Genomic DNA, 25,225 nt, shown 5'->3' on the forward strand with positions numbered 1-25,225 from the left:
ATGTCGAATGACGTCGAACACGCCAAGCGTGCGCTCCGCGCCGAGCTGCGCGAACGACGCCAGCTGCTCTCCGATCCCCAGCGCGAAGCCGCGGCCGCCGCGATCGGCGAGCGCCTCGACGCGCTGATCGACGAACTCGGGGCACGGTCCATCTCGTGCTTCCTCTCCACGACCACGGAGCCGGGCACCCGCGACTTCGTGACGAGGGCGGTGCGCCGCGGCATCCGCGTGCTCCTCCCCGTCACACGAGCGGACGGACTGCTCGACTGGGCCGTCGCCACCGACGACGACGAGGTGTCGGAGGGCCTGTTCGGGCTGCCGGAGCCCACGGGCGAGGTGCTCGGCCCGATCGCGGTGAACGACGTGGACCTGATGATCGTCCCGGCCGCAGCCGTCGACCGCACGGGCATGCGCATGGGCTGGGGACGCGGCTACTTCGACAAGACGATCGGCTCGATGGAGAAATGCCCTCCGGTGTACGCGGTCATCTATGATTCCGAGGTACTCGACGAACTTCCGCGAGAGGTGCACGACCAGCCGGTGAACGGCGTCGTCACCCCGTCGCAGACCCTCACCCTGTCGCCTCGGCGACGCTGAACCGCAAGGACGCCCATGCCCACCTACGCCTATGCCTGCACGTCGTGCGGGCACCAGTTCGACGCCGTGCAGAGCTTCGCCGAGGACGCGCTGACCGTGTGCCCCGAGTGCGGGGGCACACTGCGCAAGCAGTACGGGTCGATCGGCGTGACCTTCAACGGATCCGGCTTCTATCGCACGGACTCGCGCGCCAAATCCGGTGGTTCCTCCGATGCTTCGGCATCATCGAAGGCGGAATCGACGACAAGCGCCAAGCCGGCTGCTGCGTCGACTCCGGCCTCTTCCTGAGGCCCAGATCCGTTGGGGGTTCCCATGCTCAAAGGTTTCAAGGACTTCCTGCTGCGCGGCAATGTCATCGACCTGGCTGTCGCCGTGGTCATCGGCACGGCGTTCACCGCGATCGTCACGGCCGTCGTGAACAGCATCATCAACCCGCTCATCTCGTTGTTCCTCAAGGCGGATGCCGCAGGCGAATTCGGCATCCAGGTTCCGAACATCTACGGCGAGACCGTCACGTTCCCGATCGGCGACCTGATCACGGCGATCATCAGCTTCCTCGCCGTGGCCGCCGTCGTGTACTTCGTCTTCGTCCTGCCGATGAACACGTTCAAGGCGCACGTCGAGGCCCGCAAGGGCACCCCGGCCGAAGAGCCGGAAGAAGAGCCGGCTGCAGCAACCGAGGCCGAGTTGCTCGTCGAGATCCGCGACCTGCTCAAGGCACAGCGCGGAGCCTGACGCTCTCGCTCCGTCGCACCGGAAGACGCACGGTCCTCTCGCGAGGGTCCGTGCGTCTTCCGCTGCGCGGAGGTGCGCATCGACGCCTCAGTAATGCGGCGGGACGTCCTGGAGCAGCTGGTCGTCGTTCGGCCCCTTCGGGCCCTTCGGCCGGTGCGGAGGAACCGTCAGTGTCGACTCGTCGCCGCTGCTCGCCTCCGGCTCCGGATCGCTGCCGGGAACCGGGGTCAGGCGGGCGCGACGCGAACCGGGAACCCGCACCACACGCTGACGCGGTGAGGGGGACTCGGAGTCGTCAGTCATTCTGCGAGTCGACGATGTCGATCGGCTGGGTGTCGTTCTCCGCGCGCGGAGCGGTGTCGGAGATCCCGAGCACGGCGGCGATGCGGGTGGCCACCGTGGCCGGGTCGCTGTAGAGATCGAAGGCGTGCACGCGCACGTAGTGCCAACCGAGGCGACGGAGCACATGCGGGCGCAGCCGCAGGGTCTCCCGCAGCGACTCGCCGCGAGACTCCGGGTCGGACTCGATCACGACCGCCTTGCCCGCATGCTGGGCGACCAGCGGCAGCAACCCGCGGTAGTCGACATCCACGGAGGCGCCGAGACGTCGCAACTCTCGCGCCAAGGCCAGCGTGAGGGGATCCGCGAGGTCTTCCAGTCGGGCGTCCCTGCTGCGCGCAGCCAGGCCGCCGAGGATCGACATGAGGGTGGCTGCACCGTGCTCGAGGCGCCCGTCGTCGAAGGAGGACGGGCGGATCGACGACACCAGGACCATGGAACGTCGCGCACGCGTCATGCCGACCGTGAGCAGTCGTTCGCCGTCAGGCGTCGAGAGATCGCCGAAGTCGCTCAGGACCCGGCCGTGCTTGGTGAGTCCGAAGCCCAGCGAGAAGATCACGCGGTCACGACTCTCGGCCACCGACTCCTCGAGGGTGAGCACCGCGAAGGGCTCCGCCGTGTCGCGGCCGACGAAGTCGGCCACATCGGACCGACCGGCGAACGCCGAGGTGACGGCGGCACGCACACGCTCCGCATGCCGGGCGCTGGCCGTGACGACCATGAGCGACTCGGCGGGGCGGTGCACGGCGTGCTCGACGACGAGGGTGACGACGCGGGCGACCTCCGCATCCGGGCTCTCGACGGCGCCGGAGACAGGGTCGGGCGTTCCCGTCCCGCCCTCCACGTAGTCGACGGAGAGGCTGCCGCGACCCAGGTACGAGCCCGCCCAGGGCAGCGAGACGATCTCGCCTCCGTAGAAGGCGTCGTTGATCAGCTCCGCGAGGTCTTCCCCGCCTGCCCGGTAGCTGCGGGTCAATGTCATCACGGGCAAGAGCTCGGACAGCCGTTCGAAGACGGACACGTCGTCGAACGGCACCTCGGCCTCCCAGGACTCCTCCGGGTCAACGGCGATGTCGAACGGCGTCGGGCGCTGCGTCACCGGGTCCCCGAACGCGACCACCTGACGTGCTCGACGGATGGCCGGCGCGGCCTCGGCGAGGTTGATCGCTGCGGCATCCACCAGGAGCACGGTGTCGAACTCCACGGATTCCGGGATCTCAGGCACGAGATACGGCGAAGAGATCCACACGGGGGCGAGCACGTCGACGAGTGTGGGGGCTGCGCTGACGATCTGCGCCGTGGTCGCGCCCGGCTGCGTCAGCGCACGACGGAGATGCTGCGACTGCTGCGGCTCGTCGACGATCGCGATCCGCCACTGATTCGCGAGCTGCCAGGCGAGGAGCGGACCCGCCATCGCCGCGTGCGCTTCATCGACCAGCCGGAAGTCGCGTTCGAGCCGGTCGACGACCGCGGTGTTCGCGCCGAGAAGGGCGCGGTTGTCCTGGAGCGCCCGCTCGAGGAGCGACTGCCACCAGGCGAACTCGAGTTCTTCTCCGACCTGCGACTCCGCGACGTGACGCACCGACAGCTCGGCGAGAAGCGGCTCAAGGCCGAGGAGGGCCAGCCGATCGCGCAGCTGCGCGCGTTCCACGAGGTTCTCGAACACGTCGGACTTGGCAGCGAGTCCTGCCAGGGTGCGGACGAGGCGCGCGACCGGGAGAGAGGCGAGGGGCTCACGACGTCCGAGGGCGACATCGAGTTCGGCGAGCTCGGCCTGGACACGCTGCCAGGCCACGTATACATCGGCGAGGCCGAGCGGGATCTCCGGTGCGACCCCGGCCTCGACACAGCGCTGCCACTGCGTGCGCTGCGCCTGGATCCGGAGCAGGGACTCGTGCATCTCGGTCACGTGGACGCCCGGACGGACGTACTCCTTCGCAAGACGACGCAGCCTCCGCCGGTTGGCTCCCGAGAGTCCAGGGGCATCACGGCGCGAACCGTGCGCCTGGATGAGTTCGCCGAGGGGCCGCTCGAAGACGGTGGGGCTGAACCGATCGAGCGAGTCACGGATACCCTGCAGCAGGCGCAGGTACTCCCCCAGCTCGTCGATCGTCGCGAACGGTCGCATGTGCGTCTGCGCGATGAGCTCGTAGCCTCGTTCGAGGAGGGCGGGAACGCTGCTCGAATGCAGTCGACCGGCGAGCTCATGCGCGGCCCGTGCCGCCTCGGTGCTGGAGAATGTGACGCCGTACCACGGCGAGTCATCGGGGCCGAAACGGAACTCACCGAGTCGGGCGGCATGGGCGAGCGCCTGGGCAGCCTCGCTGCGATCTGCCGCGAGGCGACGCAGCGCGTCGGTGCCGAGGCGCGCGGTGGTCGACGGCGGGATCGGGAGCGAGGCGAGCCTCGTGAGGTGGCGGGTCGCGTCGAGGACCGAGGCATCCATTCCGGCGACAGGAGCCGTGAGCGCCTGTCGATAGTCACGGAGCACGGTGCGTAGACGCACGAGGGCGTCGTCGACATCGCCGACCTTCGGCGCGACGGCCTTCTCGTTCCGGCCGATCGCCCTCACCAGGTCGCGCCGCACGCTCGCGGGAGAGATGGCGAGACTGTCGAGTCCGATGCCGGCGAGCCGGTGGCGGACACCGTCGAGAGTCGACCGACGTGCCGAGACCACCAGGACCCGCTTCCCGCCGCGCACCAGCTCCCCGAGCGCATTGATGACAGTCTGCGTCCCCCGGTGCCGGGGAGCGTCGCGACCGTGAGAGAGTGCCCTGCGGCGACGCGGGCGAGCACGGCTTCCTGCTCGGCGTCGGCATCGAGGAGAAGATTGTCCGACGCCGGCGAGCGATCGTCCGGGCCGGTGTGGTGCGGGGTCGCACGCGGTGCGGTCACGCGTTCCCGGTCGCCCACGTGGCCGCCGAGCGCGTTCAGGAGGACGTGGTCCAGGCTCCCGCCGTCCCGTGACATCGCGCCCGACACGTCCGCGAAGGTCGAGACCACGAGACGCGGCTCCACCGAGAACGTGTCGATCGAGCGCGTCATCGCACGCAGGCTGTCGATGACCGGCTGCGGCTTGAAGATGCCGCCGTCATACGCGAGGGCGGCGAGCGCGGCGGCATCGATCGAGAGACCGAAGTGCTCACGGGCGATGCGGACGAGTTCGGGGTTCACCTCGAAGGCGCCCTGGAGCTTGAGCTCGAAGTCGGAGTGGTGGCGGCGGATCGCCAGGGGCGCAACAGCACCGGCGCGGCGAAGCCCGCTCCGCCGATGCGCCAGCGAGCGACGCCGACGGCGAGGTGCACAGCCTCGATCCCCCGCACGGTGCGCAACTCGGTGTTCTTCGCGGTGATCCGCTCCGCGGCCAGCCGTGCCGTGCGCAGTCCGACCTCGTCACGGAAGAGGTTCGACAGGAGAGTCGACTTCCCGGTGATGAACTGCGGCAGGCTGCCCGGATGCGCCTTCGAGATGTCGATGCCCGACTCGGGCCCGTCGCGGAAGCTGACCAGGGGCGACGGCCCGCCGAAGTCCGCCGCCTCCGCCCTGAGCCTGGTGCGCTCGGCCTCTGCGGCATGTGCGATCTCGACACCGGTCGCGGTCTCGTGCAGATCGCTGATCGACACAGCAGCGTCGGCCGCTGTGCCATCCGCAGACTTCTCTTCACGTCGCCACACATTGACACCCTAGGCGCGCGACCCGGCGAGGGAGCGTATCCCGGGCGGGTTTCCGCCGAATTTCCGCTCCGGACGGGCTCTCGCCACTCCTCCTGCCCGACCGTCGGTCCGCTCACGTTCTCCACCCGGCCCGGGATCAGCGTGCCGGGCCGTCGGCGCCTCCGGTCAGGATGGTGACATGACCTTCCGCTACGACTTCGCTCCGACTCCTTTCGGCGATGCCCTCGCGGTGTTCTCCGACGAGGGCATCGTGCGCTTCGATCTCTCCGAATCCGAAGACCCGCAGGTACCGTGGCTTCTCGAGGGAGTCTCTCGACAGCTTCACGCCGTTCCCGAACCCGACCCCGGCGCCGCCGACGACCTCGCGCGTCTTCTCGACGAATACTTCGACGGCGAGCCGGTCCGCTTCGAGGAGCATCTCCGCCTGGACTGGCGCCTGGCCGAGGGCTTCGCCCTGACCGCTCTGCAGACGATATGCAGCATTCCGTGGGGCGAGACGATGAGCTACGGCGAGGTCGCCGTGCTCGCGGGTCACCGGGGGCAGCACGCGCCGTCGGCACCGCCTGTCGACTGACACCGTTCTCGATCGTCGTGCCCGTGCACCGGGTGGTGCGTTCGGACGGATCGGTCGGGCACTACGGCGCACATCCCGAACGCAAGCGGTTCCTCCTCGACCTCGAGGCCGCCTGATCCGCGCCGACGGAAGACGTGGACCCGGCGAGTAGGCCGCCGGGTCCACGTTCCACCCCATGGTCAGGGCCGATCCCCGATGTCAGTGATCGACGGCTTTCTCGGCACCGAAGCCGGTCAGTGAGCGCACCTCCATCTCGGCGGCCAGTTCCGGGGACTCCTTGCGTGTGCTCGTGATCGTTCCGAGCCACCCGAGGAGGAATCCGAGGGGGATCGAGACGATCCCCGGGTTGTTCAACGGCCAGACGGCGATGTCGATCCCGGGGATCATCGAGGTCGGGGTGCCGGAGAACACCGGCGACAGGATGATCAGCAGGATGGCGGACCCCAGCCCGCCGTACATGCTCCACACGGCACCACGGGTCGTGAACCGTCGCCAGAACAGCGAGTACAGGATCGTCGGCAGGTTCGCGGAGGCGGCCACGGCGAACGCGAGCGCGACGAGGAACGCGATGTTCTGTCCCTGCGCACCGATCCCGCCGATGATCGCGAGGATTCCGATCACGATGACGGTGCGCCGCGCCACACGGACCTCGCCGTTCGGGTCCGCCTCGACCGGCTCGCCTGCCGCATCCTTCTTGCCCTTCTGGATCACGTTCGCGTAGATGTCGTGCGCGAACGAGGCCGCGGCCGTGATGGTCAGGCCGGCGACCACGGCCAGGATCGTCGCGAAGGCGACGGCCGAGATGAAGCCGAGGAGGACCGGACCACCCAGCTCGAGCGCCAGGAGCGGCGCCGCGGAGTTGACCCCGCCGGGAGCGGCAGCGATGACGTCGGCGCCCACGAGCGCACCCGCGCCGTAGCCGAGCACGAGCGTCAGGAGGTAGAACCCGCCGATGAGCCAGATGGCCCACACCACAGAGCGCCGGGCCTCCTTCGCCGTCGGCACGGTGTAGAAGCGCATCAAGACATGCGGCAGTCCGGCGGTGCCGAGCACGAGCGCCATCCCCAGTGACAGGAAGTCCCACGGGTTCGCACCGTACTGCAGACCGGGCTTCAGCACCGCGTCGCCTTTATCGGAGTTCGCGACCGCCGCTTCGAGAAGGGTGTTCAGGCTGAAGCCGTTGATCGCGAGGACCCAGATCGTCATCGCGAGCGCGCCGCCGATGAGGAGGAAAGCCTTGACGATCTGCACCCATGTCGTGCCCTTCATCCCGCCGATGAGGACGTACACGATCATCAGCACGCCGACCACTGCGATCACGATCGACTGGCCGAGGCGGCCGTCGATGCCGAGCAGCAGCGATACGAGTCCGCCGGCGCCCGCCATCTGCGCGAGCAGGTAGAAGAAGCACACCGCGAGGGTCGTGATCGCCGCCGCCATCCGCACCGGCCGCTGCTTGAGCCGGAACGACAGCACGTCGGCCATCGTGAACTTCCCCGTGTTGCGCATGAGCTCGGCCACCAGCAGCAGCGCCACGAGCCAGGCGACGAGGAATCCGATGGAGTAGAGGAATCCGTCGTATCCGTTGATCGCGATGGCACCGCAGATACCCAGGAAAGAGGCCGCGGACAGGTAGTCTCCTGCGATCGCGAATCCGTTCTGCGGTCCGGTGAAGGACCGCCCGGCCGCATAGTAATCGGCGGCGGTCTTGTTGTTGCGGCTCGCACGGATCACGATGAACAGCGTCACCGCGACGAATGCCAGGAAGATGGAGATGTTGAGGACCGGGTTGATCTCGAGTTCGACGGTCTCGGTCGCGGTGCGGATGCCGTTCATGCCTGCGCCTGCGCTTTCTCGAGGTCTTCACGGATCTCCGCCGAGAGCGGATCGAGTTTCCGATTCGCGAACGACACATACGCCATGGTGATCGCGAACGTGGTGACGAACTGTCCGAGTCCGAACAGCAGTCCGACGGTGATATCGCCCCAGACGCGTTGTCCCATGAATTCCGTCGCGAATGCCGCGAGCAGCACATAAACGAAATACCAGATGAGGAAGAACGCGGCGAGAGGGAAGATGAAGGATCTCTGAGTGCGTTTCAATGCGAGGAATCTCGGGGACTGCTCGACGGCGATGTAGTCGATCGCGCCGTCCGATTCTGCGTGCGTCTGGTCGCTCATGGGGCCTCCTTGCCACATGTCAGGGTCCTCGCACGAGCCCGTCGCGCGAGTGGTAGGGTCGACGCTACGAAACGGGGAACGGCGTCGTCACCCCCGGAAGTAGGTAGTCGTCTTGAGCGCAACGGTCACCCTCGAATCCGAGGCCGAGCTCGTCGCCAACGCGGTGCGCGAGCTCGCCAGGCGTACACGTTTTCCCGTCGCCTTCGGCGGCCTCATCGAAGAGGGCGTCGTGAGCGTCACGAGCATCGTGGGCGCACGGACCCGGTCGCTTGACGGCCTGCGCGTCCGCCCGGAGCGCGGTCTCGGGGGACGCGCGATGATCGAACTGCGCCCGCGTATGACCAGCGACTACGGGTCGTCGCAGCAGATCACCCACGATTACGACGTGTTCGTCCTGGGCGAGGGCCTTCGCACGCTGCTCGCGCTGCCCATCGTGGTGCAGGGTCGCTCCCGCGGCGTCCTCTATGCGGGAGCATGGGACGAGGAGCAGATCGGCGGCGTCACGACCGCACCGGCGATGCAGGTGGCGCAGTCGGTCGCCGACGAGCTCCGCATCCGCGACGAGGTGCAGCGCCGCCTGCAGACGACACTTCTCGCGGGCGACACCGTCGCGCCTCCGCAGCGCGAGGAGTTGCGCGAGAGCTTCGCCGAGCTGCGCAGCATCGCGGCGTCCGTCGACGACGCCGACATCCGCGCGCGGATCTCCCAGGTGGAGCGCCGCCTGTTGACGTTGGCCGGCGACGCGGTGCCTGCGACGACGGGCGCGGTATCGACCGTCCACCTCTCCCCCGCGAGACCGACGTGCTCGCCTGCGCCGCGTTGGGCTCCACCAACGCGGAGATCGCCTCCCAACTGGGTCTTCGCGAGGGCACCGTGAAGGCCTATCTGGGCACCGCGATGTCGAAGCTCGACGCCTCCACGCGCCATGCGGCGGTCACGCGCGCCCGCCGTGCCGGTCTCCTCCCCTGAGACATCGCCGGTGTCGAATTACGACGGGTCGAGCATTTCGCGGTTGTCGCAATTCCGATCGGGGGAGTAAAGTCCTTTTCATGGCGAGACGAATTGTGCATCAGCTGGTCGACGATATCGATGGCAGCGTCCTGGAGGTCGGCGAAGGCGAAACCGTGCATTTCTCGCTCAACGGGGCATCATACGAGATCGACCTCAATACCGAGCACGCGGAAGAATTGCGAAACGCGCTCGAACCTTATATCTCCGCGGGCCGACGTGCCGGCTCGGCGGGAACCGCACGTTCGTCGAACAGTGCACGCTCGGCGTCGCCTCGGAAACGACCGGCACGCAATCCCGAAGTCGCCGCGATCCGTGCGTGGGCGAACGAGAACGGTTACAGCCTCTCGGAACGCGGCCGCATTCCTGCACCGGTGCTCGAGGCGTACCGCGCCGCGCACTGACAGAGACGCCGGAGCGGAGGAGGGCCGCTACCCTTCGTCTTTCGGCAACCAGGCCTCGTCGCGCAGGGTGATCTCCTCGGTCATGTCGGCGAGGAATCGGATCACGACGTCCCGCTCCTCCGGCGTCAGTCTCGCTGCGGCGTAGAACCGTTTCGCCTGCTGCCGCCCCACCGTCTCCATGGCCGCATGCCGGGTCTCCGGGGTGATCGTGATCGCGAGCGCCCGTCGGTCCGTGGGGTGGGGTGCGCGCTGGATGTGTCCGCCGCGCTCCAACCGGTCGAGGAGTTTCGTCGTGGCCGCCGTCGAGACACCGAGGTGGCCGGCGATGCCGCTCGGCGTGGCGACCAGCTCGCGATTGGCGCACACGATCAGGTAGTGCAATGCGCGCATGTCCGTCTCGTTCAGCTGCATGTATCGACGCGAGGCCTGGGACAGCCGCTGCTCGGCGTCTCTGAGATTGCCGAGCGCCTCCATCAGCCGCGCGATCTGCCGCAGGTCTTCGGGAGGCACCCCGTGCGATCGATGAGCGTACTGCGCGGGTCGCTGGATTCGACGTCGTAGATGGCCGCGTGGCTCAGCCCGTCCGACGTCGCGTGCGCGCCGGAGGGCGGGGTGGTGCCGCGCGCGCTGTCCATGCGATCATGTTACACACGAACAGTTTCATGCTAAGTTGATTACTCACTTGGTTAGCTAAACGACGAGAGGACGCCATGGACGACGTGACGCTCCTCGCCGAAGACGGGACCGCCGTCGGCGTCCTGGCGAAGAGCGAGGTCCACACCACCGACACTCCCCTCCACCTCGCGTTCTCCTGCTATGTGCTCGATCGGGACGGACGACTGCTCGTCACCCGTCGCGCCCTGTCGAAGCTCACCTGGCCGGGCGTCTGGACGAACAGCTTCTGCGGACATCCGCGCCCTGGCGAGGAGATGCTGGACGCGGTTCGACGACGTGCCGTCGACGAACTGGGTCTGCGGCTGGACGACGTGCGCCTCGCGCTCCCCGACTACCGCTACCGGGCCGTCGATGCGAGCGGCATCGTGGAGAACGAGATCTGTCCTGTGCACGTCGCCGTCGTCGAGACGGAACCGACCGCCGATCCGGACGAGGTTTCCGAGTGGGCGTGGGTCGAGATCCCGCCCTTCATCGAAGCCGTCGCCGCCGCACCCTTCGCTTTCAGCCCGTGGCTGGTGGAGCAGCTTCCCCTGCTGCGCCGTCTCGGCGAGGTCTGACCCATGTCCGGCACGGTGACGGTCGAAGACCTCGGAACACGGATCGAGGAGGTCCTGCGCGACCGGTTCGCCGAGCGTGCCACGGCGGCCGAGCGGTACGGAGCGGAGTTCGTCGCACTGTGGCAGACCGCCGCAGAGCACGCGACCGGCGGCAAGCTCCTCCGCCCGCGGCTGTTCATCGACCTCCTCCGCGCCCTGACGCCGGCGGGACTCACAGAGGTCGAGACGCACCGTGCCATCGGCATCGCGGTCGATGTCGAGCTCCTCCACTTCGCCTTCCTGCTGCACGACGACGTCATCGACGGAGATCTCTTCCGCCGCCGTCGCCCGAACCTCATCGGTGCACTCGCGCAACGGCACGCCACCGACCCCGCCGAGTCGGTCCTGCACTGGGCCCGCTCCAGCGCGATCCTGCTCGGAGATCTGCTGCTGGCATCCGCCACGCTCGGGTTCGCCCGCGCCGAAGCGAGCCCCGACACGCGTCGGCGGCTGCTGGCCCTGCTGGAGCAGACCATCTTCGAGACCGTCGCCGGCGAGCACACCGATGTCGCTCTGAGCGACGGGGTGGTCACTCCCGACCTGCGGACCATCCTCGCCACGAGCGCCTACAAGACGGCGACCTATTCCTTCGTGCTCCCCCTGCGTGCGGCCGCCGTGCTCGCGGAGGCCACACCGGCCGCGGAAGAGCACCTGACCGAGATCGGGCGCCATCTCGGACTCGCGTACCAGTTGCAGGACGACCTGCTCTCGGTGTTCGGCGACGCGGAGGCGCATGGCAAGGACCCCTTCTCGGACCTCCGTGAAGGCAAGGAGACCGCGATCATCGCCTACGCCAGGATGACGGGGCACTGGCCCAGCATCGAACTCCGCTTCGGCACACCGGAGCTCAGTGAGCCGGACGCCGCCGACATGCGCGATCGGCTGCGTGAGTGCGGCGCCGAGGACTTCGTCCGCGGCCTCGTGCAGGAACAGCTGACCGCCGCATCGACCGTGCTCGCCGAGGCCGAGACCGAGGGAACCCTGTCGACCGCCGCCGCACGAACCATCCTCCAGCTCGCCTCTCGCATCGAGGGCCGCAGCGAATGACCGCCACTCCCTCAGGCGGCCCCGACAGGGCCGCCCTGCAGCGCTTCAGCCGGACGGCGGAGATCGCGACGACCGACGTGATCCGCACCTACTCGACGTCCTTCGGCCTGGCCACCCGCCTTCTCGGCGGCCGCCACCGCCAGCACGTCCGCAACATCTACGCGATGGTGCGCATCGCCGACGAGATCGTCGACGGGGTCGCGGCAGAAGCCGGTCTCGATGCCTCGGCCCAATCGGCAGCGCTCGACTCGTACATCGCGGAGACGCACCGCTCGATGCGCACCGGTTACAGCAGCGACCTCATCCTCCACGCGTTCGCCCGGACGGCTCGCGAATGCGCGATCGGAGAGGATCTGACAGATCCGTTCTTCGCGTCCATGCGTGCCGACATCGCCGCGGACTCCGACTTCGCCGCCTACGACTCCGCCGCGCACGCGATGTACGTGCACGGCTCGGCGGAGGTCGTCGGACTCATGTGTCTCCAGGTGTTCCTGCGCGGTGCCGAGCGCACGCCGGATGAGCTCGTGACCCTCCGGCACGGCGCCCGACAGCTCGGAGCCGCGTTCCAGAACGTGAACTTCCTGCGTGATCTGGCCGACGACACCGACCGTCTGCACCGCGGATACCTGGGAGGAGCCGAGCGGCTGACCGACGCCGAGCGTGACGCCTGGGTCGAGACGATCACGCGGCAGCTTGCCGACGCCCGCGCAGCGATCCCGCTGCTGCCGAAGGACGCCCGTGCGGCCGTCCGCAGCGCACTGGCCCTGTTCGCGGCTCTGACCCGTCGCGTCGCGCGCACCCCTGTCGAGGTGCTCTACCGCCGGCGCGTGCGCGTTCCCGACCCCCTCAAGGCCGCGCTCGCCTCCCGCGCGCTCATCATCACGGCCCTGGAGCGCGACCGATGAGCCGCGTCGTGGTGATCGGAGCCGGCGTCGCCGGCCTCGCGACGGCCGGACTCCTCGCCAAGGACGGCCACGAGGTCGTCGTGCTGGAGAAGAACGACAGGGTCGGCGGACGAGCCGGCACGATCGAGCGCGACGGGTTCCGGTTCGACTCCGGCCCGTCGTGGTACCTGATGCCCGAGGTCTTCGACCACTTCTTCGCGATGATGGGCACCTCGACCGCCGCGCAGCTCGACCTCGTGCAGCTCGATCCGGGGTATCGGGTCTTCCGCTCCCCCGAGTCCGGGGACGACCCGGTGACCGTGCCCGCAGGTCGCGAGGCGGTCACCAGACTCTTCGAGAACCTCGAGCCGGGTTCGACGAGCGCGCTCGATGCGTATCTCGACTCCGCGCAGGATGCCGGAACGATGGCGCAGAAGTACTTCCTCTACAACCCTTTCACCCGCATGCGGTCTCTCGCCGTTCCTGACGTTCTGCGCGCATTGCCCCGTCTCTCGGCGCTGCTGGGCACGCGGCTTCAGGCGTTCGCGGCCCGCCGCTTCCGGCACCCGGTCGTCCGTCAGATCCTCGGGTATCCCGCCGTCTTCCTCGGCACCGACCCGCGCACCGCTCCGGCGATGTACCACTTGATGAGCGCGCTCGATCTCGATCAGGGCGTCAGCTACCCGCAGGGCGGCTTCTGGCACGTGGTGGAGCGGATCGAGGCGCTCGCGCGCGACGCGGGCACACGGATCGTGACCGGGGCCGACGTCGTCGGTATCCGCACCGAGGATGTCGACGGCGCCCCGACGGCGACGGGTGTGGAGTGGCGCGACGGATCGGGCGACCGGCATCTCGAGAGCGCCGACATCGTCGTCTCGGCCGCCGACCTGCATCACACCGAGACCGCCCTTCTGCCCCCCGCCCTGCAGTCGTACCCCGAATCATGGTGGGCACGGCGGACGAGTGGACCCGGTGGAGTGCTGGTGATGCTGGGGGTTCGCGGCCCCTTGCCGCAGCTCCCGCACCATTCGCTGTTCTTCACCGACGATTGGGATGCGAACTTCGACGCCATTTTCGGCGCGTCCCCGTCCGTCCCCTCCCCGGCGTCGATCTACGTCTGTCGGCCGAGCGCCACCGATCCGGAGGCGGCCCCGGCCGATCACGAGAACCTCTTCGTGCTGATCCCGGTCCCCGCGGACGTCGAGCTCGGCGGGGGCGGCACCGACGGCTCCGGTTCTCCGGCGATCGAGAGGACCGCCGATGCCGCTATCGCGCAGATCGCCGAGTGGGCGGGAATCCCCGACCTCCGCGAGCGGATCGTGGTGCGAGAGACCCGGGGCCCCGCGGACTTCCGCGACGACTACCGCTCGTGGCGCGGCGGGATGCTCGGCCCCGCGCACATCCTGTCGCAGAGCGCGATGTTCCGCGCGCAGAACGCCTCTCGCCGCGTTCGCGGCCTGTTCTACGCCGGCAGCACGACCGCACCGGGTGTGGGTGTGCCGATGTGCCTGATCAGCGCCGAGATCGTGCTGAAGAGGGTGCGCGGCGATCACTCCCCGGTCCCCTCGAGGAACCCGCGAAGGTCGGCGCGGCGGCGGAGCGCTGATGGGTGCGATCTACCTCACGGCCCTGCTGCTCTCGCTCGGCTGCATGCTCCTGCTCGACTGGCGGTTCCGCCTGTTCTTCTGGCGCGACGCGGTGACGGCGGCGATCGTGACCGCCGTGGGCGTCGTCTTCTTCCTCATGTGGGACGTCGCGGGCATCGCGAGCGGGATCTTCTTCCGCGGCGAGGGCCCGATCGCCTCCGGCATCGTGCTCGCACCGGAACTCCCCTCGAGGAACCGGTGTTCCTGGCGTTCCTCGTGGTGTGCACGATGGTCCTCTACACCGGTGCCGCCCGCCTCCTCGGGCACCGTCGCGCTCGGTCGGTCGAGACAGGAGGGGGACGATGACCTATCTCGCCCTGTCGACCGCGTTCCTGGCCGTCGCCGCGCTCGGCGGCACCCTCGCAGCCATCGTCACGCGGCGGCGCCCGGATGCCGCGGCGCTGGGCCTCACCGCCCTCGCTCTGCTGCTGCTCACAGCCGTGTTCGACACCGTCATGATCGCGTCGGGGCTGTTCCACTACTCGCCCGATCACCTCGCCGGCGTGCACATCGGCCTGGCGCCGATCGAGGACTTCGCCTATCCGGTCGCCGCCGTGCTTCTGCTCCCGGCGCTGTGGACGGCTCTGCGTTCCCGCCGCACGCGCCGCGACGAAACGCTCCGCACCGAGGAGGGTTCCGCATGAGCGCGCCGACGTCCGGGCGCCAGGGACTCGGCGGCGACCTCGCGCAGATCCTGCTCTCCTCGCGCCCGATCAGCTGGATCAACACCGCCTTCCCCTTCGCGGCCGCCTACCTCCTCAGCACGCGCGAGGTCGACCTCACGCTCGTCATCGGCGCCGTGTACTTCCTCATCCCCTACAACCTCGCGATGTACGGGATCAACGACGTGTTCGACTACGCCTCCGATCTGGCCAACCCGCGCAAGGGCGGCATCGAGGGCGCGCTCCTGTCGCCGCGCATCCATCGCGCGACGCTCTGGGCGGCAGCGCTGACGAACATCCCCTTCCTCGTCTACCTCGCGGTCGTGGGCAACCCGGCCTCGTGGATCTGGCTGGCCGTGAGCGTCTTCGCCGTGATCGCCTACTCCGCACCGGTACTGCGGTTCAAGGAACGGCCGTTCCTGGACTCGCTCACCTCGAGCACGCACTTCGTCAGCCCCGCGGTCGTCGGTCTCGCGCTGGCCGGAGCCCCGGTCACCCCCGCGACGGTGCTGACGCTCGGCGCCTTCTTCCTCTGGGGCATGGCCGCGCACGCGTTCGGGGCTGTGCAGGACATCGGGCCGGACCGCGAGGGGGATCTCCTCGATCGCGACGGTCATCGGGGCTCGCACCACCGTGCGCCTCTCGCTGGGCCTGTGGACCGTCGCCGGAGCGGCCATGCTGCTGACGCCCTGGCCCGGGCCGCTCGCCGCGATCCTCGCCGTGCCCTACCTCGTCAACGCCGCCCCGTGGTGGAACGTCACGGATGAGACGTCCGCGTCGACCAACCGCGCGTGGCGGCGCTTCATCGCTCTGAACTACGTCGCCGGCTTTCTCGCGACGATGATCCTCATCCTCGCGTGGGTCTCATGACCGCGCACACCCGACCCCCGGAAGGAACCCCGATGTCCCGCCCCGATCTCCCGCCGACCCCGCCGACCAGGGACCGCTCGCGACGCCACTCCTGGGTGCGCGTGCTGATCCCCGTGGCGCTGATCCTCGTGTGGCTGGTCGGAGCGTCGCTCGGCGGGCCGCTGTTCGGCAAGGTCGACGAGGTCTCCTCGAACGATCAGACCACCTATCTCCCCGAGTCCGCCGATGCGACCAAGGTGCAGGCGCTGCTGGGCGAGTTCAACGACAGCGACGCGATCCCCGCGATCGCCGTGTTCACGTCCGACGAGGAGCTCACTGCGTCCGAGCTCGACGCGATCTCGGATGCCGTCGCCGGCGCCCCCGACGTCGAGGGGGTGGCAGATGACGTCTCGCCGGCGCTGCCTTCGGAAGACGGACGCGCTGTCCAGGCCTTCATCCCGATCGACGGCGATGCCGAGCTCGCGGATGCGATCGCGGCCCTCGGCGACGAACTGCGCGGTGCCGTGCCCGACGGCGTGACCGTGTACATCACCGGCCCGGCGGGATTCAGCGCCGATCTGGTCGCGGGCTTCGCCGGCATCGACGGACTCCTCCTCGGCGTCGCACTCCTGGCGGTCCTCGTCATCCTCGTGCTCGTGTACCGCTCGTTCCTCCTTCCCCTCGTGGTGCTCTCGACGAGCCTGTTCGCGCTCTGCGTCGCGCTCCTCGTGGTCTGGTGGCTCGCGAAGTTCGAGGTGCTGCTGCTCAGCGGCCAGACCCAGGGCATCCTGTTCATCCTCGTGATCGGTGCGGCGACGGACTATGCGCTGCTCCTCGTCGCCCGGTTCCGAGAGGAGCTGCGCATCGCACAGGACAAGGGCACGGCGCTCATGGCTGCCTGGAAGGGTTCGGTCGAACCCATCGTCGCCTCCGGGGGGACGGTGATCGCCGGGCTGCTGTGCCTGCTGCTCAGCGACCTCAAGTCGAACAGCACCCTGGGGCCGGTCGCGGCCATCGGGATCGTGTTCGCGATGCTCTCTGCACTCACCCTGCTGCCGTCGCTGCTGCTGCTGTTCGGTCGCGCGGTGTTCTGGCCGCGCCGCCCGCACTTCGAGCCCGAGGTCGTCGCCGCCGAGCACGGCATGCGTTCGACGGGCCTCTGGGCACGACTGGCCGGACTCATCAAGCGTCGCCCCCGGGTGATCTGGATCCTCACGACCATCGTGCTGCTGGTGGGCGCAGCAGGCATCACCCAGCTCCGCGCCGACGGCGTGCCGCAGTCCGACCTGGTGCTCGGAGCTTCCGAAGCCCGTGACGGCCAGGTGGCGCTCGGCGAGCACTTCCCCGGCGGCTCCGGCAGCCCTGTGTACGTGATCGTCGACGAGGATCGGCTGCAGGATGCCGCCGACGTGCTGCTCGCGAACGACGGCGTCGATGGCGTCGCGGTCACGGCCGCCGACTCCCCAGTGGAACGGCACCGGTGACGGAGGACGGGATCGGTGCGGTCGGCGCACCGGGCACACCGGCACCCGCGCCGACGACGGTCGACGGCGAGGTGCTCCTGCAGGGAACCCTGACCGATGCCGCGGATTCGGAGGAGGCAGCGTCGACCGTCCGCGAACTCCGTGGCGAGCTCGACGGCATCGACGCGCTCGTCGGCGGGGTGACCGCGACTTCGGTGGACACGAACGACGCTTCGATCCACGATCGCAACCTCATCATCCCCGTGATCCTCGTGGTCATCATGCTGATCCTGATGCTGTTGCTGCGCTCGATCCTGGCGCCCGTGCTGCTCATCCTGACGACGGTGCTCTCGTTCGGGACCGCGATGGGTGTCGCGGCCCTCGTCTTCAACGGCATCTTCGCGTTCCCCGGCGCCGATCCCGCCGTCCCGCTCTTCGGGTTCGTGTTCCTCGTCGCGCTCGGCATCGACTACAACATCTTCCTGATGACGCGCGTGCGGGAGGAGTCGAAGGCGCACGGAACGCGCGAGGGAATCCTTCGCGGACTGTCGATCACGGGCGGCGTGATCACGTCGGCAGGTCTGGTCCTCGCGGCGACCTTCGCCGCGCTGTCGGTGATCCCGATCCTGTTCCTCGTGCAGCTCGCGTTCATCGTCGCGTTCGGAGTGCTGCTCGACACGTTCGTCGTCCGCTCGCTGCTGGTGCCCGCCCTGACGTACGACATCGGAAAGGCGATCTGGTGGCCGTCGAAGCTGTGGCGGCGCGGAGAGGATTGACGTCGGCGGCCGGCGCCACGCGGAGTTGACCGCACGGGAGTGCCCTCGACAGGATTCGAACCTGCGACCTGCCCTTTAGGAGAGGGCTGCTCTATCCTGCTGAGCTACGAGGGCGCGCGCCCCAGTCTACGGGACCGGGACGTGCGCCCTCGGCAACACGGACTACGCCGCGAGGGCCAGGTAGGGCTCCCACCGCGGGTCGCTGCGCTCGGTGCCCCGCACGGTCCACGCGGTGCCGTGCGGCGGTCTCGGCGTGAACCGCAGCTGCCAGCGCATCTCCTGCGGAGTGCGGTTGCTCTTGACGTTGTTGCAGCGGAGGCAGCACGCGACGAGGTTCTCCCACGAGTCCGCCCCGCCCCGTGAGCGCGGCAGGACGTGATCGATCGTGGATGCCGCCTTGCCGCAGTAACCGCAGCGGTGATTGTCGCGCCGAAGAACTCCCCGCCGCGTCACGGGGACCCGTCTGCTGCTCGGCACCCGGACATATCGGGCGAGGATGATGACGGCCGGACGATCGTACACGCCGTGGGTCCCCCAGACGGGGTCTTCTTCCACGCGTTCGATCACGGTCGCCTTGTCGTTCATCACGAGCACCAGGGCTCTCTTGAACGACACGATCGCGAGCGGCTCGTATCCGGCATTCAGGACCAGTGTGCGCATTCGTCATCCTCTCGATCCGCCGGGACGGCTTCCCGGCACTCTCGACTCACACGAGGCCGTGCACGAGGGAGAACGATCGCGAGGGACGAAAAAAGGCGCCGTCTAGAGACAGCGCCTTTCGCGCACGGCAACGCCGTGGCTTCCCTGCGGGCTATGCAGAAGGACGTGACGACCGAGGGCATCCATGGTTCGGATGGTCGGTATTCGCTCCATCAGCCTCTCCCACCTGTACGACAACGGGATCAGGCTAACCCATCCAGCTGCATGCGGGACGAAACGGCGGGTGAATGGAGGAAGGCGTGTCCGGTGCTCAGCCGGCGTTGACCGACAGCCAGGACATCGGTTCGACGAGTCCGCCGTTGATCCAGACCTCGAAGTGGAGGTGGTTCGCGGTCGAACGACCGGTGCTGCCGACGTAGCCGATGAGCTGTCCTGCCGCGACGGTCTGGCCGACCTGCACCTGGCGGGAGCCGTAGAGCATGTGTCCGTAGGTCGTCTGGACACGCTGTCCGCCGATGACGCTGTCGAGCATCACGCAGACGCCGTACCCGCCGATGCTCTCCGCGGAGGCGCGGACGACGCCGGCAGCAGCGGCATAGATCGGAGTGCCGGCAGGAGCGAGCATGTCGGCACCGTTGTGGCCGCCGCCGATGGTGCGGCTGACGTTCCAGGAGCCCATGGGAAGCGGATAGCGCACCTCTCCGGAACCGGGAGAGGTGAGCGCGTAGCCGGCGGAGTTGAACTGCTGCGTCGACGCCGTGGAGGCAGCGGCCGCACGAGCAGCCGCAGCTTCTTCCGCCTTCTTCTTCGCGATCTCCTCCGGCGTCGTGGCGCTGAATGTTCCGCGGCTCAGCGGCGCCGCCGTGGCCTGCGAAGCGACGACGAGCGACTGCGCGTCGACCGCCGCGAGCTGCTGCAGTGTCGTGGTCGCGGCCTCGGTCGGCTTGGGCGAAGCGAACGCGGGGAGCGCGATTCCGGCGACGAGTGCACCGACGGCCCCGAAGATGGCGATCGAGCGGAGCGGCTTGACAGCCTTGCGAGCGTTCACCCGCGCGCCCGTTCGACGGGCTGGTACTCGGTCTTCAGATGTCTTCTTCGCGGGCGGTTCGATGTCTGCGGCCAAAACGTGGTCCTCCTGGGCCTTCGCGCGTTCGGGTTGCGCTGGCTCGTCGGCACTCTGCTCTCGTGGCACGAATGTATCTCGGGTACTTTGTGCATTCCTGCCGTGAAGACGACGAGCCTGGAAGGCGGATCTTCGCGGTGTGTCGCCCGCGGGCTTCTTCGCTGACGACTCGACCGAGGTTACCGGAAGATAACGATCATGTCACCCCAGGAACCTGACAATCCTCGGAGAGGCGTCTCGGGAGCGTGGACGACGCATCGCCCTGCTCCGGGAACGAGGGAGCTGATCAGGCGGGTTCGCCCACCAGGAAGATGTGCGACGCGAGCTCGACCGGGAGCTCGAGGCCGTCTTCCTTCCCGTCCATCTGGATCAGGACGTACCCCTCGCTGAAGCGGAAATCGCCGTGCGCGCCGGGCACCACGCCCGCATCGCGCAGCTGTTCGAGCAGCTCGGGATCGACCTGAGCCGGCTCGGCGAGCCGACGCACTGTCCCCTCGACCGGCTCGCCCGCCGCGTTCAACCGCTGCACGAGACCGATGACCCCCTCGTCGAAGGTGCGCGCGGGCAGATCGCCGAGCTGGTCGAGGCCGGGGATCGGATTGCCGTACGGCGACTCCGTCGGGTGCCCGAGCAGTTCCACGAGGCGACGCTCGACCTGCTCGCTCATCACGTGCTCCCACCGGCAGGCCTCTTCGTGCACGAAGGCCCAGTCGAGGCCGATCACGTCGGAGAGCAGGCGCTCGGCGAGGCGGTGCTTGCGCATCACGTCGACGGCCTTGCGGCGACCGGCATCGGTGAGCTCGAGTGCGATCCTCGGAGACCACGACGAGACCGTCGCGCTCCATCCGCCCCACGGTCTGCGAGACCGTCGGGCCGGAGTGTCCGAGGCGCTCGGAGATGCGCGCGCGCAGCGGCACGATGTTCTCCTCCTCGAGTTCGAGGATGGTGCGGAGGTACATCTCCGTGGTGTCGATCAGATCGGTCATGTGCAGGCCCTCCGAGGTTCTTAGGCAAGCCTACATTCCCGGGCGGACATCGGCCCCGCCGCGCGTCGGGCGACATGCCGGGAGCACCCTAGAATCAACCCATGGCGATCGAGATTCCCCGAGACCTCCTGCCCGCTGACGGCCGCTTCGGCTGCGGTCCCTCGAAGGTGCGCCCCGCGCAGCTCGACGCGCTGCTCGCCTCGGGGGCGTCCATCCTCGGCACCTCCCACCGGCAGGCGCCGTGAAGAACCTCGTCGGAAGCGTGCGGGAGCAGCTCGCGACGCTGTTCCGGATCCCCGAGGGCTATGAGGTCATCGTGGGCAACGGCGGTTCGACCGCGTTCTGGGACGCTGCTGCATTCGGCCTCATCGAGCGTCGCAGCCAGAACCTCGTGTTCGGGGAGTTCGGCGGGAAGTTCGCCGCCGCGGCCGGCGCGCCGTGGCTCGAGGCACCCGACGTGCGCAAGGCGGAGCCGGGTTCGCTGACCTCCGCAGAGGTCGGCGCCGACATCGACGTGTACGCGTGGCCCCACAACGAGACCTCGACGGGTGTCGCCGCCCCCGTCCAGCGCATCGCCGCGGACGGCGCGCTCACCGTCATCGACGCGACCAGCGCGGCGGGCGGGATCGACTTCGACGCCGCACAGGCCGACGTCTACTACTTCGCCCCGCAGAAGAACCTCGGTTCGGACGGCGGGCTCTGGTTCGCCGTCGTCTCTCCCGCCGCACTCGACCGCATCGAACGGATCGCCGCGTCCGGCCGCTACATCCCCGAGTTCCTCAGCCTGAAGAACGCTGTCGACAACTCGCGGCTCAACCAGACGCTCAACACCCCCGCGCTCACGACGCTGCACCTCCTGGACAGCCAGCTCCGCTGGATCCTCGACAACGGCGGCCTCGCCTGGGCGGCGGCACGGACGTCGGAGTCCTCCTCCGTGCTGTACGACTGGGCTGCGGCGTCGTCGGTCGCGACTCCGTTCGTCGCGGATCCCGCGCACCGCTCGCCTGTCGTCGCGACGATCGACTTCGACGACAGCGTCGATGCGGCGGCGATCGCCAAGACGCTCCGGGCGAACGGGATCGTCGACACCGAGCCGTACCGCAAGCTCGGCCGCAATCAGCTGCGCGTCGCGACTTTCGTCTCGATCGAGCCCGACGACGTGCGTCAGCTGACCCGGGCGATCGACTACGTGCTGGAGAACCTGGGCGCCTGAGCGCCCGGGGTCACTCCTCGTCGTCGGGATCGGCCTCGTCGGCGTCGTCGTCGGACTCGTCGTCGTCGGACTCGTCGTCGTCGGACTCGTCATCGTCGGACTCGTCATCGTCGGACTCGTCGTCCGGCTCCGAGTCGTCGAGCTCGTCGATGTCGACACCGTCGAGATCGCCCGCGTGCAGGATGTCGGGCTCGCCGTCATCGTCCAGGTCGTCGTCGTCGAGGTCGTCATCGTCGTCGACAACGAGTTCATCGACCGCGTCGTCGTCGGCGGCCGTGTCGTCGTCGGCAGCCGCGGCCGCCTCGGCGAGTTCGGCCTGATGCGCCCTGTACTCGGCCAGACGCTCGGCCCACGGGACCCACTCCGGTGCGAGAAGCGCACCATCGCCCGGCAGGAGTTCGACTTCGAGAACGGTGGGGTCTTCGTCATCCACCCGCGCGACCGTCACCGTCCAATACCATCCGGGGTAACCGGCGAGACGATTCTCGAACCGCAATGAGACCGAACCGTCCTCCTCGGGGAGGTATCCGGCGGCGGGGCCGATGCTGGAGGCAGGAGTGATCTCCCGCAGTGCTGCCAGCGCGAGGTCGTGGGCGCCGATGAGACGGGCGTCGGCGTCAGGCTTCGAGGTCATCGGCGACCTTGCGCAGGACGGCAGCGATCTTGCGGCCGTGTCCGGATGAGGGGTAGCGCCCGCGGCGAAGGTCTCCGCCGATGCCGTCGAGGAGCTTCACCAGATCCTCGACGATGATGGCCATGTCATCGGCAGGCTTGCGCTTCGCCTTGGACAGGCTGGGCGGCGCCTCGAGCACACGCACCGACAGCGCCTGCAGACCGCGCTTTCCATCGGCCACGCCGAACTCCACGCGCGCACCCGCCTTCACCGCGGTGCCCGCAGGCATCGCAGAGGCGTGCAGGAAGACGTCCTGGCCGTCATCGCTGGCGATGAAGCCGAAACCCTTGTCTTCGTCGTAGAACCTGACCTTGCCGGTGGGCATGGGAGAACCTCGCTGAGATCGTCGTGTGCAGAACAATGCCGCGCTCGTGCGCGCTCCTCCAGCCTACCGGTCGCGCGGCCCGCCGAGCCGAAGCCCCCGGTGCGAGTAGGCTGAGACGGATGAGCACGCAGAATTCCGAACCGGAGGTTCCCGTCCGCCGGCTGGATCGTATCCTGGCGTTCACCGCGCTCGGAATCGCCGCGGCATCGGTGGTGTGCTTCTTCGCCATCATCATCGGCACGGCGGTCGGCATGGACCAGGCCGCTTTCGGCGAGGGAGCGTGGCCGTTCATCGCGGCCATCCCCTACTGGGGCCTCCCCCTCGCCTTCCTGATGATCATCGTGCTTCTCACGATGAGCTTCATCCGAAAGGGACGAGCGTCTTCGCGTTCGTGAGGCACCGCGCATGAGCACGCACGCACGACCGCTGGCCGACTGGCTGGCCGAGGCGAGCGATGACGAGCTCCGTCGCCTGTTCCACGCGCGTCGCGTGAGACCGGATGCCGCATGGCAGGACTTCTTCGATGCCGCGGAGTCGCTGCTCGACCCCGCGTCGCTGGCGAAGGCGCTGCCGACGCTCACCGGCGCAGAGGCCGCGTCTCTGCTCGACGCCGCGCAGGGTGGCGGAGCAGGCGCTCAGCGCGAGCGGCTGACGGCGCTCGCCCTGCTCCGCCCCGACGGCACCCCGTACCCGCCCGTCGTCACCGCCGTCGCGGGGCGCTCGGCGGACGCCCTCACCACGACTTCGTCGACGGTGTCGCGCTCCTCCGAGACCGCGGCGGCCCACGCGGCGGAGCGTGCGTTCACCACGGTGTCGGTACTCGCAGATCTGCTCCTCATCGCGCGGGAGAGCCCGTTCGCGCTGCTGACCGGAGGCGGGGTGAACGCCGGGGAGAAACGGCAGCTCGCCGAGGCGGGGGTTCCGACGGAGATCGTCGACACTCTCGTGTCGATCGCGGTGGAAGCCGGACTCGCCGTGATGGCGGACCGCCGGCTGCGGACGAGTCAGTCCGCCGAGGAGTGGCTGCGTTCCCCCGCCGTCGCCCGATGGAGCGTGCTGGCGACCGCGTATCGGGACGCCCTGCCACGCGGCGTCCGATCGCCGAGTGGCGGATGGATCCCGCCGGAGACGTGGAGCGGTGCGCACCCCTGGGATCCGGCGTGGTCGGAGCACTCCCGCATGCTGCACGATGCCGCCCGCTTGCTCGGACTCATCGCTGAGGACGGCACCGAGCCCGAATGGGCGGTCGGCCTGCGCGAGGGCGGCGCGACGGACACGAGCGCCCTGGCGCGCCTTCTTCCTGCCGAGGTCGACCGGATCTTCCTGCAGAACGATCTCACTGCGATCGCGCCGGGTCCCCTCGCGCCTGCGCTCGACGTGCGGCTGCGCACGATCGCCGCACGGGAGTCGGCGGCCCAGGCCTCGTCGTATCGCTTCACGGCCGAATCGGTCGCGCACGCCTTCGTCGCCGGCGAGACCGAAGCGTCGATCCTGGAGTTCCTCGGTGGGCTGTCGCTGACCGGCATCCCGCAGCCTCTCGCCTACCTGCTCTCACAGACGGCGCAGCGGCACGGTCTCGTCCGCGTGTCGACGGATGAGGAGACGGGACGAACCCGGATCGAGAGCGTCGACTCGCACCTGATCGACGCGATGGCCGTCGATCAGTCCCTCCGCCCACTCGCTCTCACCGCGCACGTGGGCTCGCTCACCACACGCGTCAGCCGCGAGACGGTGTACTGGGCCCTCACCGACGCCCGGTACCCCGCGACGCTGGTCGGCGCCGACGGAGCCCTGCTCGTGCGGGAGAGGCACCCCGCGCCGCCGGCGGCTCCACCCCACGACGACGCCTCGGATCTGACCCCCTGATCGAGCGCCTGAGGTCTCACCAGGGGCCGGATGCCGACGCCGCATGGCTCGACCGCGAGCTCGAGGCTGCCGTGCGCGCGAAGTCCGTGCTCCAGGTCACGGTCGGCATGCCGGACGGCTCGACACGCGAACTCCTCCTCGAGGCCACGGGGATGGGCGGCGGTCGTCTCCGCGGACGCGACCGTGCGGCCGATGTGGAGCGCACTCTCCCGGTCTCGAGCATCCTCGCGGCCACGATCGTCGCACCATAGGCCCCGTACCTCGCACGAC

The 25,225-nt window shown here is 68.9% G+C and carries 24 protein-coding genes, 1 tRNA gene and 6 pseudogenes; 19 read left to right on the forward strand and 12 right to left on the reverse strand.

Annotation, left to right across the window (positions count from 1 at the left end; genetic code table 11):
• From K1X59_RS14330 to mscL, 3 genes are read left to right on the forward strand one after another with little or no spacing between them, the layout of a single operon-like run.
• The gene (locus K1X59_RS14330; RefSeq protein ID WP_220173527.1) at positions 1-597 is read left to right on the forward strand and encodes a 5-formyltetrahydrofolate cyclo-ligase; all 597 of its coding nucleotides are present in this window, start codon (positions 1-3) and stop codon (positions 595-597) included.
• 15 nt (positions 598-612) lie between these two features.
• A complete protein-coding gene (locus K1X59_RS14335; RefSeq protein ID WP_183150557.1) occupies positions 613-885 on the forward strand; it encodes an FmdB family zinc ribbon protein in 273 nt (90 codons plus the stop codon).
• Between the two features lie 24 nt (positions 886-909).
• A complete protein-coding gene (mscL, locus tag K1X59_RS14340; RefSeq protein ID WP_183150558.1) occupies positions 910-1,332 on the forward strand; it encodes a large conductance mechanosensitive channel protein MscL in 423 nt (140 codons plus the stop codon).
• Positions 1,333-1,419: 87 nt separating this feature from the next.
• On the opposite strand, the gene K1X59_RS14345 is transcribed toward mscL, so the two are convergent.
• Complete coding sequence (locus tag K1X59_RS14345) at positions 1,420-1,635, reverse strand: hypothetical protein (RefSeq protein WP_183150559.1); 216 nt, start codon at positions 1,633-1,635, stop codon at positions 1,420-1,422.
• Positions 1,628-5,294: pseudogene (locus K1X59_RS14350) on the reverse strand (AAA family ATPase). Before K1X59_RS14350 ends, K1X59_RS14345 begins: the two are co-directional and overlap by 8 nt.
• 229 nt (positions 5,295-5,523) lie before the next feature.
• Between K1X59_RS14350 and K1X59_RS14355 the strand changes: the two are divergent.
• Together K1X59_RS14355 and K1X59_RS21675 are read left to right on the forward strand one after the other, a co-directional pair.
• Positions 5,524-5,919 carry a methylated-DNA--[protein]-cysteine S-methyltransferase gene (locus tag K1X59_RS14355; RefSeq protein ID WP_258567265.1) on the forward strand — a complete coding sequence of 132 codons (396 nt, stop codon included), beginning with the start codon at positions 5,524-5,526 and terminating at the stop codon, positions 5,917-5,919.
• The gene (locus K1X59_RS21675) at positions 5,820-6,035 is read left to right on the forward strand and encodes a methylated-DNA--[protein]-cysteine S-methyltransferase (protein WP_244632051.1); all 216 of its coding nucleotides are present in this window, start codon (positions 5,820-5,822) and stop codon (positions 6,033-6,035) included. The genes K1X59_RS14355 and K1X59_RS21675 overlap by 100 nt, the downstream gene beginning before the upstream one ends.
• Positions 6,036-6,117: 82 nt before the next feature.
• Here the strand turns inward: K1X59_RS21675 and K1X59_RS14360 are convergent, their stop codons facing one another.
• Positions 6,118-7,755, reverse strand: coding sequence for a cation acetate symporter (locus K1X59_RS14360; RefSeq protein WP_183150560.1), 1,638 nt, complete (start codon positions 7,753-7,755; stop codon positions 6,118-6,120).
• Positions 7,752-8,099, reverse strand: coding sequence for a DUF485 domain-containing protein (locus K1X59_RS14365; RefSeq protein WP_183150561.1), 348 nt, complete (start codon positions 8,097-8,099; stop codon positions 7,752-7,754). The genes K1X59_RS14360 and K1X59_RS14365 overlap by 4 nt, the downstream gene beginning before the upstream one ends.
• Positions 8,100-8,211: 112 nt before the next feature.
• Between K1X59_RS14365 and K1X59_RS14370 the strand changes: the two genes are divergently transcribed.
• From K1X59_RS14370 to K1X59_RS14375, 3 genes are all read left to right on the forward strand, one after another.
• Positions 8,212-8,976, forward strand: a complete 765-nt coding sequence (locus tag K1X59_RS14370; RefSeq protein WP_244632052.1) for a GAF domain-containing protein — start codon at positions 8,212-8,214, stop codon at positions 8,974-8,976.
• Complete coding sequence (locus tag K1X59_RS21680) at positions 8,901-9,068, forward strand: response regulator transcription factor (protein WP_244632053.1); 168 nt, start codon at positions 8,901-8,903, stop codon at positions 9,066-9,068. The genes K1X59_RS14370 and K1X59_RS21680 overlap by 76 nt, the downstream gene beginning before the upstream one ends.
• Positions 9,069-9,148: 80 nt before the next feature.
• Positions 9,149-9,511 carry an Lsr2 family protein gene (locus K1X59_RS14375; RefSeq protein ID WP_183150562.1) on the forward strand — a complete coding sequence of 121 codons (363 nt, stop codon included), beginning with the start codon at positions 9,149-9,151 and terminating at the stop codon, positions 9,509-9,511.
• Positions 9,512-9,538: 27 nt separating this feature from the next.
• On the opposite strand, the gene K1X59_RS14380 is transcribed toward K1X59_RS14375, so the two are convergent.
• Positions 9,539-10,021 carry a MarR family transcriptional regulator gene (locus tag K1X59_RS14380; RefSeq protein ID WP_309491585.1) on the reverse strand — a complete coding sequence of 161 codons (483 nt, stop codon included), beginning with the start codon at positions 10,019-10,021 and terminating at the stop codon, positions 9,539-9,541.
• Complete coding sequence (locus K1X59_RS22515) at positions 9,985-10,146, reverse strand: hypothetical protein (protein ID WP_309491586.1); 162 nt, start codon at positions 10,144-10,146, stop codon at positions 9,985-9,987. The genes K1X59_RS14380 and K1X59_RS22515 overlap by 37 nt, the downstream gene beginning before the upstream one ends.
• Positions 10,147-10,221: 75 nt before the next feature.
• Here K1X59_RS22515 and idi point away from each other — a divergent pair, with 75 nt between their 5' ends.
• The 7 genes and pseudogenes from idi to K1X59_RS14415 all read left to right on the forward strand — a co-directional run bounded on the left by idi (position 10,222) and on the right by K1X59_RS14415 (position 18,109).
• Complete coding sequence (gene idi, locus K1X59_RS14385) at positions 10,222-10,743, forward strand: isopentenyl-diphosphate Delta-isomerase (RefSeq protein WP_183150563.1); 522 nt, start codon at positions 10,222-10,224, stop codon at positions 10,741-10,743.
• Between the two features lie 3 nt (positions 10,744-10,746).
• Positions 10,747-11,829 (forward strand): polyprenyl synthetase family protein, encoded by a 1,083-nt coding sequence (locus tag K1X59_RS14390; protein ID WP_220173528.1) that lies wholly within the window; start codon positions 10,747-10,749, stop codon positions 11,827-11,829.
• Positions 11,826-12,734, forward strand: coding sequence for a squalene/phytoene synthase family protein (locus K1X59_RS14395; protein ID WP_183150564.1), 909 nt, complete (start codon positions 11,826-11,828; stop codon positions 12,732-12,734). Before K1X59_RS14390 ends, K1X59_RS14395 begins: the two co-directional genes overlap by 4 nt.
• Positions 12,731-14,278 (forward strand): annotated as a pseudogene (crtI, locus tag K1X59_RS14400) (phytoene desaturase family protein); the annotation flags it as partial. The gene K1X59_RS14395 and the pseudogene crtI, both read left to right, overlap by 4 nt.
• 383 nt (positions 14,279-14,661) lie before the next feature.
• Positions 14,662-15,003, forward strand: a complete 342-nt coding sequence (locus K1X59_RS14405; RefSeq protein ID WP_183152852.1) for a lycopene cyclase domain-containing protein — start codon at positions 14,662-14,664, stop codon at positions 15,001-15,003.
• A pseudogene (locus K1X59_RS14410) lies at positions 15,000-15,891 on the forward strand (prenyltransferase). The gene K1X59_RS14405 and the pseudogene K1X59_RS14410 overlap by 4 nt, the downstream one beginning before the upstream one ends.
• 32 nt (positions 15,892-15,923) lie before the next feature.
• Positions 15,924-18,109, forward strand: a pseudogene (locus tag K1X59_RS14415) (MMPL family transporter).
• A 40-nt stretch (positions 18,110-18,149) separates the two neighbouring features.
• Here K1X59_RS14415 and K1X59_RS14420 read toward each other — a convergent pair.
• The 4 genes and pseudogenes from K1X59_RS14420 to K1X59_RS14435 form a co-directional block, all read right to left on the reverse strand.
• Positions 18,150-18,223 (reverse strand) — tRNA-Arg (locus K1X59_RS14420).
• A gap of 48 nt (positions 18,224-18,271) precedes the next feature.
• On the reverse strand, positions 18,272-18,769 hold the full coding sequence (locus K1X59_RS14425) for an HNH endonuclease (RefSeq protein ID WP_220173530.1): 498 nt from the start codon (positions 18,767-18,769) through the stop codon (positions 18,272-18,274).
• 310 nt (positions 18,770-19,079) lie between these two features.
• Positions 19,080-19,817 carry a M23 family metallopeptidase gene (locus tag K1X59_RS14430; protein WP_183150565.1) on the reverse strand — a complete coding sequence of 246 codons (738 nt, stop codon included), beginning with the start codon at positions 19,815-19,817 and terminating at the stop codon, positions 19,080-19,082.
• Positions 19,818-20,178: 361 nt separating this feature from the next.
• Positions 20,179-20,878 (reverse strand): annotated as a pseudogene (locus K1X59_RS14435) (iron dependent repressor, metal binding and dimerization domain protein).
• A gap of 101 nt (positions 20,879-20,979) precedes the next feature.
• Between K1X59_RS14435 and serC the strand changes: the two are divergent.
• A pseudogene (serC, locus tag K1X59_RS14440) lies at positions 20,980-22,091 on the forward strand (phosphoserine transaminase).
• A gap of 10 nt (positions 22,092-22,101) precedes the next feature.
• Here serC and K1X59_RS14445 read toward each other — a convergent pair.
• A complete protein-coding gene (locus K1X59_RS14445; protein ID WP_183150568.1) occupies positions 22,102-22,725 on the reverse strand; it encodes a DUF3027 domain-containing protein in 624 nt (207 codons plus the stop codon).
• Positions 22,709-23,089, reverse strand: a complete 381-nt coding sequence (locus tag K1X59_RS14450; protein ID WP_050722660.1) for a cold-shock protein — start codon at positions 23,087-23,089, stop codon at positions 22,709-22,711. Before K1X59_RS14450 ends, K1X59_RS14445 begins: the two co-directional genes overlap by 17 nt.
• A gap of 119 nt (positions 23,090-23,208) precedes the next feature.
• Between K1X59_RS14450 and K1X59_RS14455 the strand changes: the two genes are divergently transcribed.
• The 3 genes from K1X59_RS14455 to K1X59_RS14465 all read left to right on the forward strand — a co-directional run bounded on the left by K1X59_RS14455 (position 23,209) and on the right by K1X59_RS14465 (position 25,206).
• Complete coding sequence (locus K1X59_RS14455; RefSeq protein WP_183150569.1) at positions 23,209-23,484, forward strand: multidrug ABC transporter ATPase; 276 nt, start codon at positions 23,209-23,211, stop codon at positions 23,482-23,484.
• Positions 23,485-23,494: 10 nt separating this feature from the next.
• On the forward strand, positions 23,495-24,955 hold the full coding sequence (locus K1X59_RS14460; RefSeq protein WP_220173531.1) for a helicase-associated domain-containing protein: 1,461 nt from the start codon (positions 23,495-23,497) through the stop codon (positions 24,953-24,955).
• A gap of 71 nt (positions 24,956-25,026) precedes the next feature.
• Entirely contained in the window at positions 25,027-25,206 is a 180-nt protein-coding gene (locus K1X59_RS14465) for a hypothetical protein (RefSeq protein ID WP_183150572.1), read from the forward strand.
• Positions 25,207-25,225 lie beyond the last annotated feature (19 nt).

The organism is Microbacterium sp. Se5.02b, from assembly GCF_019464375.1.
Lineage (GTDB): Bacteria > Actinomycetota > Actinomycetes > Actinomycetales > Microbacteriaceae > Microbacterium.

Bases quoted from the DNA above. Each gene is read 5' to 3' on its own strand.
- K1X59_RS14330 (WP_220173527.1), top strand. From the start codon at position 1: ATGTCGAATGACGTCGAACACGCCAAGCGTGCGCTCCGCGCCGAGCTG.
- K1X59_RS14335 (WP_183150557.1), top strand. From the start codon at position 613: ATGCCCACCTACGCCTATGCCTGCACGTCGTGCGGGCACCAGTTCGAC.
- mscL (WP_183150558.1), top strand. From the start codon at position 910: ATGCTCAAAGGTTTCAAGGACTTCCTGCTGCGCGGCAATGTCATCGAC.
- K1X59_RS14345 (WP_183150559.1), bottom strand. From the start codon at position 1,635: ATGACTGACGACTCCGAGTCCCCCTCACCGCGTCAGCGTGTGGTGCGG.
- K1X59_RS14355 (WP_258567265.1), top strand. From the start codon at position 5,524: ATGACCTTCCGCTACGACTTCGCTCCGACTCCTTTCGGCGATGCCCTC.
- K1X59_RS21675 (WP_244632051.1), top strand. From the start codon at position 5,820: ATGCAGCATTCCGTGGGGCGAGACGATGAGCTACGGCGAGGTCGCCGT.
- K1X59_RS14360 (WP_183150560.1), bottom strand. From the start codon at position 7,755: ATGAACGGCATCCGCACCGCGACCGAGACCGTCGAACTCGAGATCAAC.
- K1X59_RS14365 (WP_183150561.1), bottom strand. From the start codon at position 8,099: ATGAGCGACCAGACGCACGCAGAATCGGACGGCGCGATCGACTACATC.
- K1X59_RS14375 (WP_183150562.1), top strand. From the start codon at position 9,149: ATGGCGAGACGAATTGTGCATCAGCTGGTCGACGATATCGATGGCAGC.
- K1X59_RS22515 (WP_309491586.1), bottom strand. From the start codon at position 10,146: ATGGACAGCGCGCGCGGCACCACCCCGCCCTCCGGCGCGCACGCGACG.
- idi (WP_183150563.1), top strand. From the start codon at position 10,222: ATGGACGACGTGACGCTCCTCGCCGAAGACGGGACCGCCGTCGGCGTC.
- K1X59_RS14390 (WP_220173528.1), top strand. From the start codon at position 10,747: ATGTCCGGCACGGTGACGGTCGAAGACCTCGGAACACGGATCGAGGAG.
- K1X59_RS14395 (WP_183150564.1), top strand. From the start codon at position 11,826: ATGACCGCCACTCCCTCAGGCGGCCCCGACAGGGCCGCCCTGCAGCGC.
- K1X59_RS14405 (WP_183152852.1), top strand. From the start codon at position 14,662: ATGACCTATCTCGCCCTGTCGACCGCGTTCCTGGCCGTCGCCGCGCTC.
- K1X59_RS14425 (WP_220173530.1), bottom strand. From the start codon at position 18,769: ATGCGCACACTGGTCCTGAATGCCGGATACGAGCCGCTCGCGATCGTG.
- K1X59_RS14445 (WP_183150568.1), bottom strand. From the start codon at position 22,725: ATGACCTCGAAGCCTGACGCCGACGCCCGTCTCATCGGCGCCCACGAC.
- K1X59_RS14450 (WP_050722660.1), bottom strand. From the start codon at position 23,089: ATGCCCACCGGCAAGGTCAGGTTCTACGACGAAGACAAGGGTTTCGGC.
- K1X59_RS14455 (WP_183150569.1), top strand. From the start codon at position 23,209: ATGAGCACGCAGAATTCCGAACCGGAGGTTCCCGTCCGCCGGCTGGAT.
- K1X59_RS14460 (WP_220173531.1), top strand. From the start codon at position 23,495: ATGAGCACGCACGCACGACCGCTGGCCGACTGGCTGGCCGAGGCGAGC.